Below are 18,747 nucleotides of genomic sequence, written 5' to 3' on the forward strand. Positions count from 1 at the left end.
TTTACTTAATAACCGAAATACCGCCCATATAGTTTATAAGAGCATCTGGTATCATAATAGAACCATCTTCTTGCTGATAGTTTTCAATTATTGCTAGTAGAGTTCTACCAACTGCTAGACCTGAACCATTTAAAGTATGGACTAGCTCTGGTTTTTTCATGCTTGGATTTTTATGTCTAGCTTTCATGCGACGAGCTTGGAAATCACCACACCAACTACAAGAAGAAATTTCTCTATACGTATTTTGAGATGGTAACCATACCTCTAAATCATAAGTTTTTTTAGCACTAAAGCCCATATCACCAGTACAAAGCTTCATTACTCTGTATGGTAAGTTTAACTTTTGTAAAATTTTCTCAGCATGAGATGTTAGTAGCTCAAGAGATTCTTCACCCTTGTCAGCTGTAGTGATGTGTACTAGCTCAACCTTTTCAAATTGGTGCTGGCGAATCATACCTTTTGTATCACGACCATAAGACCCCGCTTCACTTCTAAAACAAGGCGTATGAGCAGTATAGTATCGAGGTAAAGAGTCTGTATCTAAGATCTCATCTCTAACTAGGTTTGTGATAGGAACTTCAGCAGTAGGTATTAGACTATATTCAAAATCGCCTTTAAGCTGAAATAAATCTTCAGAAAATTTTGGTAGTTGACCAGTACCATAAAGACTATCATTATTAACCATATATGGGACATATAACTCTTCATAGCCATGCTTATCAGCATGTATATCCAACATAAATTGAGATAGTGCACGATGAAGTTTTGCTATTTTATTTTTTAGTACTACAAATCTGCTCCCTGTAATTTTTGCAGCAGCTTTGAAATCAATCATTTTTAAGATCTCACCAATATCTGCATGATCTTTTGCTTGCGCTTCAATATGAAATTCTCGAGGAGTTCCCCATTTTCTAACTTCAATATTTTCACTTTCATCCTTGCCTACTGGAACATCGTCTGCAGGAATATTCGGCATAGAAAGAAGAGTATCATTTATAGATTCAAGGAGTTCTTTTAGATCTTTTTCTATTGTTTTTAGCTCTTCGTTAATTTCATTAACTTTTGTAAAAATATCACTAGCATCTTCACCGTTAGCTTTTCTTTTGCCGATCTCCTTTGAGATTGTATTGCGTTGAGCTTGTAGATCTTGAGTTTTTTCTTGTAGCTCTTTACGTTTAGCCTCTTGAGCTTCAAAGGAAGCTACATCAAATTTATAGCCTCGTGTAGCTAATTTTTCAGCAACTTCTTGTAAGTTATCTTTAATATATTTAGCATCAAGCATTTTATATAAAATCCTTATTTTTGAAATTTAAAAATAGTTCTGCCAGTCATTTCAGCAGGTTGATTGATATCCATAACATTAAGTATAGTTGGCGCAATATCAGAAAGCTTACCATCTTTTATAGCAACTTCTGCCTCTTTGTGACCAACATATACAAATGGTACAAGATTAGTAGTGTGTGCAGTATGAGGTTTTTGAGTTTCTGGGTTTAGCATCATATCAGCATTACCGTGATCTGCTGTAATAAACATATTACCATCGTGCTCAAGTATTGCGTCTTTTAATTTTGCTAAACATTTATCAAGATATTCAATTGCTTGCATTGCAGCTTCATAATTACCAGTATGTCCAACCATATCAGAGTTTGCGTAGTTACATACAATACAGTCATACTTACCACTATTAATAGCATTTACAAGCTTATCTGTAACTTCTGGTGCAGACATTTCTGGTTGTAAGTCATAAGTAGCAACTTTTGGTGAAGGAATAAGTATTCTATCTTCACCTTCAAATTGGTCTTCTTTACCACCGTTAAAGAAAAATGTAACGTGTGGATATTTTTCAGTTTCTGAAATTCTAAGCTGAGTTTTATGATTTTTCATCAGTACTTCACCAAGAGTGTTAACTGGCTGCTCTGGTGGAAATGCTACAGCACACTCAAGTTTGGAGTCATATTCTGTAAGAGTTGTGAAGTTGATGTTTAAGTGTTTTTCTCTTGGGAAACTATCAAAGCTCTTATCTGTGAATGCATGAGATATCTCTCTAGCTCTATCGGCACGAAAGTTCATAAAGATAACACTATCATTATCTTGTACTTTTACAAGCTTGTTATCTTTTTTAATACATGTGGGTATTACGAATTCATCAGATTCATCACGAGCATAGGATTGTTCTAGAGCTTCTATCGCTGAGTCATATATATATTGAGCATCAGCATTTACAATTGCATTATATGCTTTTTCAACTCTATCCCAGCGATTATCTCTATCCATAGCATAGTAACGACCAGAAACACTAGCAATATAACCAAGTTTTAGGTCTTGTAATAGCTTATCTGCTTTTTTTATAGACTCTTCAGCTGAGCGAGGAGGGGTGTCTCTACCATCTAAAAATGCATGTAAGTATACTCTTTTAACCCCTTTTTGTTTGGCGATTTTTATCATTTCAAAAATATGCTCTTCATGAGAGTGAACTCCACCAGGAGAAAGTAAACCCATCAGGTGCAAGCTAGAGTCATTTTTTATAGCGTTATCAATAGCATCGCAAATTGCTTTGTTATTCCCAAAAGTCTTATCCTCTATAGCTTTATCAATTTTTGTGAGTTCTTGATAAACTACTCTGCCACAGCCAATATTGACATGACCAACTTCAGAGTTCCCCATTTGCCCTCTAGGTAAGCCAACCTCTAGAGATGATGCATTAATTAGAGTTTTTGGGAATTCTTCCCAGATGCTATCCCATGTTGGAGTATTTGCATTTTTGATAGCGTTAAAATAATCGCTTTCACTGTAGCCCCAACCATCTAAGATTACTAATAGAGTAGTTTTCTTCATAATCATCCTTGAAAAGTTTTAACTTTGGAAAATATCACTTTGTATAATTATAACTATATATTTGGAGTTTGTCTGCGTTGATATAAGAGTTTTAATTTATTTTTATACTGAATATGACTTCATTTGCTTTATGGTTGAGGTAACATGTTCTTATTTATGTATGGAATATTTTCTTATATAATGTCATTCAGCTATATATCACTCTATCCTGATTTATGAAAAAAAATAGACTCCCAGTTTTAAATGAGACAAACACCTTAAATATTTTAATTAATACTTTTGCTGAAGAGCTAGAACAAAAAGGGTTTGAAGGAGATATACATTCTGATTATGCTTCAAGAGTCTCTTCATCTATGGATAATAGTGTTTATTATGTGCTTCCAGAATTAGTGGTTTTTCCAAAAAATAAAGATGATGTAAATCGTATATTCGCATTGGCTAGCAAAAAAGAATACCAAGAAGTTAAATTCTCACCAAGAGGAGGTGGAACTGGTACAGCAGGACACTCATTATGTGCAGGCGTTATAGTTGATACTAGTCGCTATATGAATAATATTCTCGAGATAGACCTTGATAATGAATTTGTTCGAGTTGAGCCAGGAGTCGTGTTAGATCAGTTAAATGATTCTCTAACAGAGACAGACTATTTTTTTGCACCAAATCTTTCTCCAAGTAATCGAGCAACGCTTGGAGGTATGGCAAACACAGATGCTTGTGGTAAAGGTTCACGAATTTATGGTAGAACTAGTGCACATATTTTAGAGTTAGAATGTGCATTAGTAAATGGCCAAAAACTAACTACAAAAAAGATAAATCTCAATAATCTTCGTGAAGATGAGTTAAGTGATATTGAAAAAGAAATATATAGTACAGTTGTTGAGTATATTGTTGAGAAGTATGCTTTGATAGAACAAAACCTACCTAAGCTCAGTAGATTTTTAACTGGTTATAATTTATCACATACTTATGATAAGAAAAATAATGCGGTTAATTTAAGCTATTTAATTTCTGGCTCTGAAGGAACTCTGGCATTTGTTACAGAGTTAAAACTAAAACTTACAAAAAAACCTAAGTATAAGGCTTTGTTTGCAATATCATATGATAGTTTCGATGGAGCACTAAAAGCAGCCAGAGATCTTCTGGCATTTAATCCATCAGCTATAGAGACTGTAGATAATAATATAGTTGAAATTGCAAAAAATGATGAAGTCTACCACAAAATAAAGCACATGCTTGAGAAAAAAGAATCTATAAATCTTGCAGCAGTTAATTTTGTTGAGTTCATAGCTAACTCACGTAATGAATTAGATACAAAAACTATTGATCTTGAGAGACAGCTTCTAGGGAATCAGCAATCTTTTCATCTTACTGAAAGTGATAATGAAATGAATAGTTTATGGGAGTTACGCAAGAAAGGTGTAGGTTTACTTGGAGCAATGAAGGGTAGTCGTAAGCCAATTCCTTTTATAGAAGATACAGCGGTAGCACCAGAGAAGTTAGCTGACTATATTAAGGAACTTACAGCATTATTAGATTCTTATGGTATAAAATATGGAATGTTTGGTCATGTCGATGTTGGTTGTCTGCATGTCAGACCAGCTCTTGATATGAGTACTCTAGAAGACTCACAAAAGCTTAGACAGATCACTAAACAAGTTAGTCAACTTGTTAGTAAATATGGTGGTATTTTATGTGCAGAGCATGGTCATGGTTATAGAAGTGAATATTTGAAAGATTATTTTGGTGAAGAGCTTTATGAGTCATTAGGACATATAAAAAAGGTATTTGATCCACATAATCAGCTTAATCCAGGTAAAATAACTGTTCCTAATGGAAGTGGTGATGTACTTGTAAAAGTAGATGGTCCATATAGAGGCTATTTAGATAGTCAGGTGCCACAAAAAGTACGTGAACAGTTCTCTGGAGCTTTTAATTGTAATGGTAACTCACAATGTTTGAACTATAATTTAGATACAGTTATTTGCCCATCTGCAAAAGCAAGTAGAAATTGGCTTTACTCTCCTAAAGGAAGGTCTGCTATCCTGCGAGAGTGGTTAGGCCGATTATCTGCACAAGGATATTCTACTGCTCGAAGAGCTAAACAAATTGGCTTGGATACCCATGAGGATTATCCTGAAGATTTCTCCCACCAAGTTTATGACTCTTTGGATAAATGTTTAGGGTGTAAGGCCTGTGTTTCTGGGTGTCCTATAAAAGTGGATATCCCAACAATGAAGTCACAATTTCTTCATCACTATCATTCTAAATATAAAAGACCAGGTCTTGATTATTTTGTTAAATATAGTGAGGCGTTACTTAATCTAAACCTTCATATGCCAAAAATATTTAATGATATTTTTAATACTCAATTTGTAAGGTCTGGTTTAACAAATATTGTTGGATTTGCTGATGCGCCGTTGATTAGCTCTTTAAACTTAAAATCAGAGTTAAAGCAAAGGAATGCACCAGAGTTTAATCTAGATCAAATGAAAAAACTTACCATAGAGCAAAAGAAAAAAACTGTGTGTATCGTACAAGATTTATTTACATCATTATATGATACACATGTGGTTGTTGCATTGTATGATTTTTTAACAGCTTTAGGTTTTAGAGTTTATGTTGCACCGTTTAGAATAAATGGGAAACCAGCGCATGTAAAAGGTTTTCTAAAATACTTTAGGAAAAAGGCAGTGAAAGCTACAGAGTTTTATAATCGTATAGCTGAAACAAAAGTTGAAATGATAGGTATTGATCCTGCTATGACATTGGTATATCGTGATGAATATCCAAAAATATGTAGAGATAAAGTTAGATTCAAAATTAAAATGGTTCAAGAGTGGCTTGTAACTAAACTTGATACATTTCCTAAAATGCAAACTATGATAAATAAAGAGTTTGACCTTTTTAATCATTGTACAGAAAAATCTCTATCCACTGTATCGGTTATAAATTGGCAGAAAATATTTAAACACTTTGGAATTAGATTAAAAATTGCTAATGTTGGTTGTTGTGGGATGTCTGGAAGCTTTGGTCATGAAGTGAAACATATAAACACATCAAAGAAAATATATAATATGAGTTGGAAAGAGAAAATTAATGAGTGTGGAGTAAGAGGAGTTGTAGCTACTGGATTCTCGTGTAGATGCCAAGTTAAGCGTATGGAAGGGCATACAATTAAGCATCCAATAGAAATTTTGGAATTAAATAGAAAAAAACAACAAAAAGTGTTGACACAAAAACTAGTATGAGTATAATACTCAACATCACTTCGGGTTGTTAGCTCAGTCGGTAGAGCAGTTGGCTTTTAACCAATTGGTCACAGGTTCGAATCCTGTACAACCCACCACTTATTTTCAAATATTTTTTATAAAAAATTCTTCAGAATAAAATTTTAAATTGAAAGTTTTTAGGTTAAAATTTAAATCTTAATTTTGCTTTTAATTTTGCTTTTAATTTTGGAGATTTTATGTCGGAGCATAGTGTTAAACACCCTAAAGCATTACCTATATGTTTTCTTACGGAAATGTGGGAGAGGTTCGGTAATGCTATTATAGCATCAACTGTTGTATTTATACTTATACAAAGGTTTGATTTATCAGATCATAAAGCAAATCTTATAGTTGGATCATTTACAGCTATGCTTTTTATAACATCTGTTCTAGCTGGTCAAGTTGCTGATAGACTTTTGGGCTATTATAGAAGTGTTATTTTAGGCGGTATATTTCTAATTGTTGGTTATACATATTTGGCTTTTGCACAAGATCTATTTACTTTTTGTGTAGCATTAGGTGTTGTATGTAGTGGAACAGGCTCTTTAAAAACAAATATAGGCAGTTATCTTGGCCATAGTTATAAACCTGGTGATAAGCATCGTCAGAGTGGTTTTACTATATTTTATGTTGGTATTAATGTTGGAGCTCTTTTAGGATTATCATCTGCTGGTTATTTATATAATAATTTTGGTGAAAAGGCTACATTATTAACTGCAGCTATAATGTTGGTATTAGGAACGTTGGGATTTTATTTTGGATTTAAAAAAGCTGGATTAACACTGTATAGAAAGAATGTTTCTATAAGTAGCTGGATATTGGGGATTATTTTAACTCTAATAGGGACATGCATTAGTGTGTTTGTGATTTATTATCCTAGTGTTTCAAATGTGTTTTTAGTACTTGTTATTATTTTTAGCTTAGTTATTGTTTTTCAAGGTGCAAATAATTCACAAGATCTTAAAAAAGCTATTTCATACTTAGTCTTTTTAGTAATAGCTATTGCCTTTTGGGCATTATATAATCAAATTTTTATGTCTTTGAACTTATTCATTGATAGAGTTGTTGATCATAAAGTTTTAGGATTGTTTACTATTCCAACACAAGCATTCTTAGTATTTAATGCAGGAACTATTCTAGTTGGAGGTGTGATTCTTGGTGTAGTTTGGAAACGTATTCATTTATTAGATATCTATAAATATACTCTTGGTATGTTTATTTTGATGTTTATGTTTGTAGCCGTGGCAGTAGGAGTCCATTTATCTGGAGTGAATAGTGAAAACCTTGTCAATGGTAATTGGGTTGTTCTGTGCTACATATTGCTTGGTTTGTCTGAACTATTTGTTTCTGCTATTGGATTATCATTGGCAACTCGACTAGCTCCTAATGGTCAGATAGGGGGCTATATGGGCTTATGGCTTGTGAATGTTGGAATAGGTGCTTTTGTTGCCGGTATTATTGCTAATTATGCAGCTATACCAGATAAAGGTTCAGATATTATAAGATTAAAACAAATATATTTAAGTGGGTTTAATATTTATATAACTATAGCGGTTGTCGCATTTCTAGCTACTTTAATAGCAGCATTTTGCATTAAAAAAATGCTTGGTGAAGAAGCATAATTTTCCTAAGATTTTAATATCTATTAAAAAATATAAAAAATAGTCCAAAATTGAAGTAAAATTAGGATGTCTATTTTACTTTTAATTTTAGGAGATTTTGATGTCTAATAGTAGTTTGAAACATCCCAAAGCATTGCCTATATGTTTTCTTACAGAGATGTGGGAAAGATTTGGTTATATGCTTATATCAACAACGGTAATATTTATATTAATCCAAAGATTTAATTTGGATGATTCTAGAGCAAATATTATAGTAGGTTCATTTACAGCTATTTTATATATAACATCAGTATTAGCTGGTCAAATAGCAGATAAAATAATAGGTTACTATAGAAGTGTCATTTTGGGTGGTATAGTCCTTGTTATTGGTTACTCATATCTAGCATTAGCTCAAGATTTATTTACTTTTTGTGTGGCTTTAGGTGTTGTATGTAGTGGAACAGGGTTGCTTAAGACTAATGTTGGGAGCTATCTTGGTCATAGTTATGATGCTAGCGATACTCATCGTCAGAGTGGTTTTACAATATTTTATGTTGGTATAAATATAGGTGCTTTGGTAGGAAATATTATGGCGGGCTATATTTATAAATATCTTGGTGGTAGTGCAATATTTATTACTTCTGCATTTATGCTAATAGTTGGAACGTTAACTTTTTATTTTGGTTTTAAATTAATGAATTTGAAACTATATAGAAGAGAGGTGACTATTTATAGTTGGATAGCTGCAATAGTTTTAACACTTATCGGAGCTATTATAGGCGTTATTGTAATATATAATCCTAATGTATCTAGTGTTTTCTTTGCTTTAGTGATTATTTTTAGCTTGTTTGTTCTATTTAAAGGAGCAAAAGGCTCACAAGACTTTAAAAAAGCACTATCATATTTAGTGTTTTTATTTATAGCTGTGTTTTTCTGGGCATTGTATAATCAGCTATTTATGTCATTAAACTTATTTATTGAAAGAGTTGTTGATCATAAAATATTAGGTTTTATAAGTATCCCAACACAAGCTTTTGTAGCCTTTAATAATATTACTATATTAATTGGTGGTGTATTTTTAGGAATATTGTGGAAAAAAGTTAATATTCTTGATGTATATAAATATCTTACAGGAATGTTCTTACTTGTATTTATGTTTACTACATTGATTGTAGGTATACACTTATCTGGTAAATCAACAACTCAATTAGTTAATGGTAATTGGGTTGTTTTAAGTTATATAATTTTGGCACTAGCTGAGTTATTTGTGTCAGCTATTGGTTTATCATTAGCTACTAGATTAGCTCCAAAAGGTCAGGTAGGTGGCTATATGGGATTATGGTTGGTTAATATGGGGGTTGGAGGCTATGTGGCGGGTGTTATTGCAAATGTAGCAGCTATCCCAGAGGGAGTAACTAATATAATAGAGTTAAAACAAGTTTATTTAGGTAGCTTTAATATTTTTTCTATTATAGGAGTTGTAGCCTTTGTACTTACAGTATTCGCTGTAGTATTAATCAAAAAGTTATTGGGTGAAGAGGCTTAAAGTAACTAATAAGGATTATTACAGTGTAAACATATAAGGTAATAAATCTTGTATATTAGTTTCTATTTTTGAAGTTTCATTTATATTTGTTAGTAGGATTGGACAATCTAGCTTTAGATGTTCTGACATAATTTGACGACAAGCGCCACATGGAGATACAGGTTTTTCAGTATCTGCAACAATTGCTATTTTTAGAATATCATCTTTACGGTAACCTTGGCTATAGGCATAAAAGATAGCATTTCTTTCAGCACAAACAGATAATCCTAGTATAGAGGTTTCTACATTTGAACTATTTATAATATTGCCGTCCTTCATTAGCAAGGCTGCCCCAACTTTAAAGTTAGAAAATACAGCATAAGCATTTTCAAAGCTAGCTTTTGCAGCTTCAATTAATTTTTGATCATGTTCTTTATTCATAAATCATTTATTAAAGGCAAAGGACGATCAGTTTACACTATTTTTTAAAAGAGTACTATTATTTATATATTTCTTTATAATATATTCAGAATTTATCTATGAATAATTTATATAATATGACTGATAGTTTATATGCAAACTTTGCTTCTATTGAGGATTTTTTATTATGCGTAACTCCTGATCAATGGGTTAAAAAAGCACTAGATAATATAGAGTTAATGCTGATTGATCATGCTCATTGTGAGATGAAGGCAGCATCATCGGCAATGACATATATTTATAGGCATCCAGACAAATATGATTTAGTTACAAGAATGTCAAGAATAGCGCGTGAAGAGCTGGTACATTTTGAGCAGGTAATGAGAATCTTAAAAAAGCGTAATATTGAGTATAAAGCTATATCAGCATCAAGATATGCTGGAGAGTTAATTAAGGTCGCTAGAACAGATAGAGAAGGCCGGTTTATAGATGCTTTGATAATAGGGGCATATATAGAAGCTCGTTCATGTGAGAGGTTTGCTAAGATAGCACCGTTCTTAGATGCTGATTTACAGAAGTTTTATAGTGGTCTTTTGGAGTCTGAAAAGAGGCATTTTACAATTTATCTGAGTTTTGCAGAAAAATATTCATCAAAGAATATTTCTGTAGATATTAAAAGAATTGGTGAAATTGAAAAAGAACTTATTCTATCACCTGATAGTGAATTTCGTTTTCATAGTGGTATTTAACCAAATATAAGGAAAGAACATGAAAAAGAAATTGTTTGTTGGAGCTCTTATAGCTTCTAGTATGATGGCGTGTGCTGTTGCTGAAACAGCAATAACAACAGTTAACCCAAATAACATTCAAGAGAGCTTTTATAATCCATATTTAATGAAGGCTAGGAAAATAGTAGCTAAGATGACATTAGATGAAAAAATAGGTCAAATGATTGTACCTACGACAACTATTATGATTCCTAATCCTGAAGATGCTAAATATTTAGAATCTCTATCAGACGATAAACTTATTAAAAAATTTGGTCTAGATAAGATTAAAAAATATCATATTGGTTCAATACTTGTTGGTGGAAATGATGTGCCTTTTGACGCAAATGATCCATCACTTAAAATGTGGCAAAAAATTGCTAGACTTGCTAAAAGCCAGTATTCTGGACCAAAAGGAACAGAGCTTTTATTAGGTACAGATGAAGTTCATGGTAATCAGCATGTCATAGGATCTCCATTATTTCCTCAAAATATTGGATTAGGGGCTACACATAATCCTAAATTAGTAAAAGAGGCTGCTAAAATGACAGCAGCTGGTACGCTAGAATCAGGTTTTAATTGGGTGTATGCACCAACTGTAGCAATTGCTCATGATTATAGATGGGGTAGAACGTATGAGTCGTTCTCACAAAATCCAGATATTGTAAAATCAATGGCATATAACTTCGTTGAGGGGTTGCAAGCAACACAAAATAATCATATTACTGGAGCTTTAGCAACAGTTAAGCATTTTATAGGTGATGGTAGAACTGTTAACGGTTTAGATGAAGGTAATACTGAAATTGATAATATAGATGAGTTATGGGCAGTTGATGGAGCTGGTTATAGAGGAGCTATTGATGCTAATGTTGGTAGCTTAATGCCATCGTATAGTAGTTTAAATGGAATTCCTATGCACTATGGTGGTGATAAGGATCTTTTACAAAGAATAACTACTACAGGGATAGCAGGTTACAAATTTGAAGGTATTGTAGTATCTGACTATGCAGCTATTTCAAAAGCTCAGGCTAAATATAATATGCTTAACAAAGATAGTCAAATCTCATTTATTGATTCATTATCTATGTCAATAAATAGCGGTGTAGATATGATAATGTTAGGTATATTTAATACAGCTATACCAAACCACTATCCTAAAGATTTTTTAGGTGAGCAATCTAAAGATATAAATTCATTATACACTCATCAAAATAAAACGCCTTGGCCAAAAACACTAGAAGGCTACAACTATAGTAATGATGTGGACATGTTAAAAGCTATAAAATTTGCTATAGAACAAAAAAGAATACCAATGTCTCGTATAGATGATGCAGTTACTAGAATTATAGCAGTTAAGCTTGCAATGAAATCAAAAATGAAGCCTGTTGATAATAAACAGGTGCAAAAAGCCAGTCTTAAAGCAGCTGAGCAGTCTTTAGTACTTTTAAAGAATGATAATAAAACCTTACCTGTAGATCCAAGTGATATTAAGAATGTTGTATTAATAGGTGATTATGATGATATTGGTAAACAAAATGGTGGTTGGACTGTTTTGTGGCAAGGGTTTACAGGTAATCAATGGTGGCTACCGGGATCTGAGGCTAAAAAACATAGTGGTGCAATGAGCTATATTGATGGATTAAAAAATAATTTTTCTAAAGATACTAATTTTATAACTAAACTAAACAAGGATGATAAAGATAATCTAAGTAAAAATAATACTATTGCACTTGTTGTTTTATCAGAAAAACCATATGCAGAGTATCACGGTGATGTTGATAACAATAGTCCTTTATATGCAGATGAGTATAAAAAGCCACAGTCAAAATTTTTAGGGCTTAAGTTTACTAAAAAACAAGCAAAAGAAATTAAAAAATTAAAAGCCTTAGGTATACCTATTATAACTGTTGTTCAATCAGGTAGACCTCTAGTTATTACTGATGGTAATGATAAAGCGCCATTACAGAATAGTAATGCTATGATTGCAGCATGGCTACCAGGCACAAGTGGGGGGCAGGCTGTAGCAAATGTTATTACAGGCAGTTATAAACTTAAGTCATTTAAGACTAAAATAAATGGCAAAGAGTACTATAGTAATACTTTACCATTTGCTTGGCCGAAAAATATGGAAGAAGTTCGAAGTCATAATTATAGCTTGTTCCAAGAAGGGTATGGATTGGAAAATTAGTTAAATATTTCTTCGAATGTGATTTCTTTTTTACCTTATCTTTTAGATTTATCTTGCTTTACACTTAAAGCAAGTTATTAAAATTATTATATAGGGGAAGATTTTAGTATAATACAGGTGTTCCAGTCAGTTTATTTCTGATATTATTTCTAAGTTAAAAACTTTAGTAAAAAAATAGGAGATCTTGTTAAAAGATGAAAATAATAGTAAACAATGAAGCAACTTTATCTGCAGAAGTAGTGCTTATAGCTCAAGAAAATTTGCAAAAACTTGTAGAAGAAACAAAATGTCCAAATTCAAAAGCTTTATTAGATAGAAAGATCTTTAAAGCAAAGGCTGGAGAGGTTTTACCATTACTTCATGGTGAAAAAACAGTTATTCTATTGGGTTTAGGTTTAAAGCAAGAATTTATTGCTTCAGAATATGATACTCTCATAGCTAAACTTACTGAAGAACTTAAAAAGCTTGATCTAAAAGAAATATCTGTAAATTTAGAATATTTCTTTGATGGTAATATTCAACAGTATACTTTAGAAACTGTTAGAGCACTTATTTCAGAAACTTATGTTTTTGATCAATTAAAGTCAAAAAAACAAACATACTCTTTGGATAAAATAGAAATAGTCTATTCTGGTAATCATGATATAGAGGAGTCTGCAAAAGTAGGCTCTGCTATTGCATGTGGTCAAAACTATGCAAAAGATTTACAAAACTTACCAGCAAATATCTGTAATACAGACTATATGCTAAATGAAGCGAGAGAGCTTACTTCCAAGTATGAAACATTTAATCTAGATTACCTAGATCAAGATGCTATGGCTGAATTAGGTATGGGGTGTGCTTTAGCAGTTGGTCGTGGTTCGGACATGTCAAATTATACTGTCTGTATGGAGTACAATGGCGGTGATGAAGGACAAGCTCCAATAGTTTTAGTTGGGAAAGGGCTAGTTTTTGACAATGGTGGTGTATGTATTAAGCCAGCAGCTGGCATGGACTCTATGAAAATGGATATGGGTGGTGCTGCAGCTGTAATGGGAACCATGAAAACTCTAGCAATGCTGAATCTACCAATTAATGTTGTAGGTGTTATGGGACTTGCAGAGAATGCCGTTGATGCAAGATCATATAGACCAGGTGACGTGCTTAAGAGTATGAAAGGTATAACAGTAGAAGTTAGCAATACGGATGCAGAAGGTAGGCTAGTTCTTTGTGATACTTTAACTTATATTGGTAAATATAAGCCAAAATATGTGATTAACATGGCAACACTTACAGGTGCTATGATTGTATCTCTTGGAGATGCGTTCTCTGGACTTATGGCAAACAGTGATAAATTAGCAAATAGTTTAGAACAAGCTGCTAATGCTTCCAATGATTTGGTTTGGAGACTTCCTCTTCATAAGCCATATATGAAAAAGTTAGATAGTAAAGTGGCTGATATGGATAATTGTGGTCGTGATAGATCTGCGGGTTCAATTGTTGCTGGTTTGTTCTTATCTAAGTTCACAGAAGATTATGAATGGGCTCATCTTGATATAGCAGGATCTGCTATGGGAGATTTTGCTAATTGTAAAGCTACAGGACGTCCGGTACCATTATTAACACATTATTTACTTTCTCAGGCAAAATAAAAATATTTTTATTCTATATTTGCTATTTTCTCTAGTATATTTTTTCTTATGTGATAAAATTCCACTGTAATTAAATCCTATCCTTAGACTTTAATTACGGAGATTAAAATGTTAAGAATTACTCAACAAGCAATCACTTTTGATGATGTATTGCTTTCACCTAGATATTCAAATGTCCTTCCTCATCAGGTTGATTTGAAAACAAATATCACAAAAGATATCGAGCTAAATATTCCTCTTGTTTCAGCTGCAATGGATACTGTAACAGAGTCTCGTCTTGCTATCGCAATAGCTCAAGAGGGTGGTATTGGTATTATTCATAAAAATATGTCAATTCAGGCTCAAGCTCAAGAAGTCAAAAAAGTAAAAAGATTCGAAAATGGCATGGTAATTGATCCAATTACTGTTAAGCAAGAAAGTCCGATTAAAGAGATTATGCAGTTAGCAAAAGAGCATAATTTTTCAGGCTTTCCAGTAGTCGATGAAAATAATAAAACAGTTGGTATTGTTACAAAGAGAGATTTTAGGTTTGCAAAAGATCTTGATGAGCCAGTTAGTTCTATTATGACACTTAGAGATCAGCTTGTAACTGTTGCTGAAGATGCTTCTCAAGGATCTATCAAAAAGAAATTACATGAACATAAAATAGAAAAATTACTTGTTGTAAACGATCAGGGTGAGTTAGTTGGCTTGATTACAACAAAAGATATTGAAAGATCACAGAATAAACCTAATGCGTGTAAAGATTCTCTAGGGCGTTTAAGAGTTGGTGCAGCAGTTGGTACTGCAGCAGATACTAAGGAGCGTGTAGCAGCATTGGCAGCAGAAGGTGTTGATATTATAGTGGTTGATACAGCTCATGGACACTCTCAAGGAGTGCTTGATATGGTTAAATGGGTAAAAGATAACTACCCTAATATTCAAATTATCGGTGGTAATATTGCCACAGCAGAAGCTGCAAAAGATCTTGTTGAGGCAGGAGCTGATGCTGTTAAAGTAGGTATTGGTCCAGGATCTATTTGTACTACTAGAATTGTAGCTGGTGTTGGTGTTCCTCAGATTACCGCTATTTCAAATGTAGCTGAAGCTTTAGAAGGAACAGGGGTGCCAGTTATAGCAGATGGAGGCATCAGATTTTCAGGGGATATCGCAAAAGCTATCGTTGCTGGAGCATCTGTAGTTATGATTGGTGGTTTATTTGGTGGTACAGAAGAGTCTCCTGGTGAAGTTGAACTTTTCCAAGGTCGCTCTTATAAATCTTACCGTGGTATGGGATCTCTTGGTGCGATGGAACAAGGATCGTCTGATAGATATTTTCAAGGTGATACGGAAGCTAAAAAGTTTGTACCTGAAGGAGTTGAAGGCAGAGTACCTTACAAAGGTTTACTTTCGGCAGTTATTCATCAGTTAATCGGTGGTTTAAAATCAAGCATGGGTTATACAGGTTCGAAAGATATTCAAACTATGCGTACAGAGCCTACATTTGTACAAATTACAGGTGCTGGTTTTAATGAATCTCACGTGCATAATATTACAATTACTAAAGAGCCACCTAATTATCAATCTTAAAAAGTTCTTAAATTTGATCTTTATAAGTTATAATCTACTAAATTCTAACGACTAATAAATGGCTTAATGTTTTTTCGTCAAGCAATACTTTTTCTAAATGGTAAAATAGATTTAGCTTTTTGTGAGAAATATATCCAAGATAAATTTACCGGCCTTGATATTTTTTGTGCTGATGGTGCATATAGAATAGTTAAGCAATCAGAACAACTAAACTTAAAAATAAAGAAAGTTATAGGGGATTTTGATTCTTTATTAGTCTCTGATAGTTCACTATTTTTAGTTGATCATGATCAATACTCAACAGATTTTGAAAAATCTCTTAATTATATAATTTCACAAGGCTTTGAAAAGGTTTTTGTATTCGGAGCTTCTGAAGGTGAGATGGATCATTTTTTGTGTAATATTTCTATAGCTAAGAACTATAAAAATAAAATAGATATTGAGTTTATAGATATTTATTCAAGGTACTTTTTCATACCTGAAAAATACTCTGTTACCAATGTGGATGGTAAGATGTTTTCAGTGATGCCTTTTGGATATGCAAAGGATATATATTATAATGGTCTTGCATATCCTTTGAGTGGAGAGTGCTTAAGTATAGATACAAATACAGGCGCAAGAAATTATGCTACGCAAGATAAGGTTGAAATATCTTATTCGAGCGGGGATATTTTATTATTTATATCGCATGCGAAATATAAGGACAGATTAAATGCAATTTTGTAATGATTCAAAAAAACAACTAAAACAACAGAATATTAATTTAAAACAAGAGTTCGTAAGTGATAGCAAGCGACTTGAGAAATTTTCATTAAAGCATGGTGGTATATACTTTGATTATTCAAAAAATCTTATAAATGACACTATTCTGTCTTCATTGTTAGGGGCCGCTGAGCAATCTGATTTAAAGAGCAAAATAGCACAAATGTTCTCTGGTGAGAAAATTAACTCTACTGAAAATAGAGCTGTATTACATACCGCTTTGCGTGACTTATCAGATTCACCTTTAATTGTAGATGGTCAAGATATTCGCAAGGAAGTCAAAGAGGAAAAACAGCGAGTAAAAGAATTAGTTGAAAAAGTGGTTTCTGGAGAATGGAAAGGTTTTTCTGGTAAGAAAATTACTGATGTTGTAAATATTGGTATTGGTGGCTCTGATCTTGGTCCTAAGATGGTTGTTAGAGCATTGCAACCTTATCATTGTATAGGTTTAAAAGTGCATTTTGTTTCAAATGTGGATGCTGATTCATTGTTACAAGCTTTACATGTGGTTGATCCAGAGACTACTTTATTTATAGTGGCTTCAAAATCTTTTTCAACAGAGGAAACTCTTTTAAACTCGATTTCAGCTAGAGAATGGCTATTAGATCATTATGAAAATGAAAAAGCAGTTGCTAATCATTTTATAGCTATATCAAGTAAACTTGATAAAGTAGAAGAATTTGGTATAGATCTACAGCATTGTTATAAAATGTGGGATTGGGTAGGGGGACGTTATTCTTTATGGTCATCTATCGGTATGTCGATAGCTTTTGCAGTTGGCTATGCTAATTTTGAGAAACTTTTAGCTGGAGCGTATTCTGTAGATAAGCATTTTCAAGAAACAGATTTTGATAAAAATATTCCTGTGATTATGGGATTGTTAGCAAGTTTTTACTCATGTGCTTATAATAGTCAATCTCAGGCATTATTACCTTATGATGAGAGACTATGTTATTTCGTTGACTATCTTCAACAAGCAGATATGGAAAGTAATGGAAAATCTGTAAATTTAGCTGGAGAAACTGTTAATTATCAAACAGGAGTGGTTTTGTGGGGTGGTGTTGGAACAAATGGACAACATGCTTTTCATCAGCTTTTACATCAGGGAAATGTTTTTATCCCTGTTGATTTTATTGCTGTTACGAATAGTCATCATAATTATCAAAATCATCAAGATGCTCTTCTAGCAAACTGCTTTGGGCAGTCTCAAGCACTAATGTTTGGACAATCGTACGAGATGGTTTATAATGATTTGTTAAAATCTGGATTAAGTGAGGCTGAAGCGAAAGAACTTGCTCCTCACAAAGTAATACCAGGTAATAGGCCAAGTACTACAATTTTACTTGACGAGCTAAGTCCATTTAGCCTTGGAGCATTGATTGCTTTATATGAGCATAAGATATTTGTTCAAGGTGTTTTGTGGAATGTTAATAGCTATGATCAATGGGGTGTTGAGCTTGGTAAAAAATTAGGCAAAAATATTTTAAAAGCTATGGCAGATAGATCGTCAGATGAATATGAGAATCTTGATGAGTCAACAAAAATGTTAATAGCAAAGGTAACTAAGTAAGAAATGGTTAGAAGTAAAAAGAAAGGTTTTTCATTGGTAGAGGTGATGGTTGTAATTGCTATCATGACTATACTTATGATGGCAGCAATTAGCTCATTTACTTTTTACTATAAGACATTTGCAGAAACTCGTTTGACAAACTTACAGAAACTAATTGAGTTTGGTGTTATCAGAGCGCGTACAGATGGGCAAACAGTAGTTATTTGTGCAGCAACACCTGATAGTTTTGATAGCAATGGTAAGCTTGATCCTAATAGTTTTGCATGTTCAACTGAAAGGTCTTGGGGCGATAACCCTATTGTAGCTTTTGAAAGTGCTGATGGTACAACTACATATGATGGTGATAACGATGAAATTATTGCGAATCTGGCCCAAGGACATGGTGAAAATATTTATATAAATTTAGCAGGTAGTCCAAGTTTTATAAGAATTAATCCAAATGGCTTTATGGCCACAGGAAATGGGAACATTACATATTGTGATAGAACAAATCAATATCAAGCTGCTTTAATCACGAATTTGGTGGGTAGAGTTATTTATACCGATAGCCCAACTAGAGATGGTGGTGGCTCATATACTTGCGAATAATTTTCATGTTTATTATCAAAGG

Annotated in this window: 13 protein-coding genes and 1 tRNA gene; 11 read left to right on the top strand and 3 right to left on the bottom strand. The window is 33.0% G+C overall.

All coding sequences use genetic code 11. From position 1 onward, the window contains the following. Nucleotide 1: 1 nt before the first annotated feature. The gene (gene serS / locus QI37_RS09105; protein WP_040010487.1) at nt 2-1,282 is read right to left on the bottom strand and encodes a serine--tRNA ligase; all 1,281 of its coding nucleotides are present in this window, start codon (nt 1,280-1,282) and stop codon (nt 2-4) included. 14 nt (nt 1,283-1,296) lie between these two features. Beyond that, nucleotides 1,297-2,835 carry a 2,3-bisphosphoglycerate-independent phosphoglycerate mutase gene (gene gpmI / locus QI37_RS09110; protein WP_040010488.1) on the bottom strand — a complete coding sequence of 513 codons (1,539 nt, stop codon included), beginning with the start codon at nt 2,833-2,835 and terminating at the stop codon, nt 1,297-1,299. Between the two features lie 215 nt (nt 2,836-3,050). Between gpmI and QI37_RS09115 the strand changes: the two genes are divergently transcribed. From QI37_RS09115 to QI37_RS09130, 4 genes are all read left to right on the top strand, one after another. Then, complete coding sequence (locus QI37_RS09115; protein ID WP_040010489.1) at nt 3,051-6,083, top strand: FAD-binding and (Fe-S)-binding domain-containing protein; 3,033 nt, start codon at nt 3,051-3,053, stop codon at nt 6,081-6,083. A 22-nt stretch (nt 6,084-6,105) separates the two neighbouring features. Next, nucleotides 6,106-6,181, top strand: a tRNA-Lys gene (locus tag QI37_RS09120). A 120-nt stretch (nt 6,182-6,301) separates the two neighbouring features. Then, entirely contained in the window at nt 6,302-7,726 is a 1,425-nt protein-coding gene (locus tag QI37_RS09125; protein WP_040010490.1) for a peptide MFS transporter, read from the top strand. A 100-nt stretch (nt 7,727-7,826) separates the two neighbouring features. Beyond that, the gene (locus tag QI37_RS09130; RefSeq protein ID WP_040010491.1) at nt 7,827-9,251 is read left to right on the top strand and encodes a peptide MFS transporter; all 1,425 of its coding nucleotides are present in this window, start codon (nt 7,827-7,829) and stop codon (nt 9,249-9,251) included. A gap of 18 nt (nt 9,252-9,269) precedes the next feature. On the opposite strand, the gene cdd is transcribed toward QI37_RS09130, so the two are convergent. Next, entirely contained in the window at nt 9,270-9,671 is a 402-nt protein-coding gene (gene cdd, locus QI37_RS09135; RefSeq protein WP_040010492.1) for a cytidine deaminase, read from the bottom strand. 116 nt (nt 9,672-9,787) lie between these two features. On the opposite strand from cdd, the gene QI37_RS09140 reads away from it, so the two are divergent. From QI37_RS09140 to QI37_RS09170, 7 genes are all read left to right on the top strand, one after another. Next, entirely contained in the window at nt 9,788-10,399 is a 612-nt protein-coding gene (locus QI37_RS09140; protein ID WP_040010779.1) for a MiaE family protein, read from the top strand. Nucleotides 10,400-10,418: 19 nt separating this feature from the next. Next, nucleotides 10,419-12,605, top strand: coding sequence for a glycoside hydrolase family 3 protein (locus tag QI37_RS09145; RefSeq protein WP_040010493.1), 2,187 nt, complete (start codon nt 10,419-10,421; stop codon nt 12,603-12,605). A 194-nt stretch (nt 12,606-12,799) separates the two neighbouring features. Next, nucleotides 12,800-14,236 carry a leucyl aminopeptidase gene (locus QI37_RS09150; protein ID WP_040010494.1) on the top strand — a complete coding sequence of 479 codons (1,437 nt, stop codon included), beginning with the start codon at nt 12,800-12,802 and terminating at the stop codon, nt 14,234-14,236. Nucleotides 14,237-14,344: 108 nt separating this feature from the next. Beyond that, nucleotides 14,345-15,805, top strand: coding sequence for an IMP dehydrogenase (guaB, locus tag QI37_RS09155; RefSeq protein ID WP_040010495.1), 1,461 nt, complete (start codon nt 14,345-14,347; stop codon nt 15,803-15,805). 66 nt (nt 15,806-15,871) lie between these two features. Continuing rightward, entirely contained in the window at nt 15,872-16,531 is a 660-nt protein-coding gene (locus tag QI37_RS09160; RefSeq protein ID WP_040010496.1) for a thiamine diphosphokinase, read from the top strand. Beyond that, nucleotides 16,518-18,137, top strand: a complete 1,620-nt coding sequence (gene pgi, locus QI37_RS09165) for a glucose-6-phosphate isomerase (protein ID WP_040010497.1) — start codon at nt 16,518-16,520, stop codon at nt 18,135-18,137. Before QI37_RS09160 ends, pgi begins: the two co-directional genes overlap by 14 nt. Nucleotides 18,138-18,140: 3 nt before the next feature. Then, complete coding sequence (locus QI37_RS09170) at nt 18,141-18,725, top strand: pilus assembly FimT family protein (RefSeq protein WP_040010498.1); 585 nt, start codon at nt 18,141-18,143, stop codon at nt 18,723-18,725. Nucleotides 18,726-18,747 lie beyond the last annotated feature (22 nt).

This window comes from Candidatus Francisella endociliophora, from assembly GCF_000764555.1.
Lineage (GTDB): Bacteria > Pseudomonadota > Gammaproteobacteria > Francisellales > Francisellaceae > Francisella > Francisella endociliophora.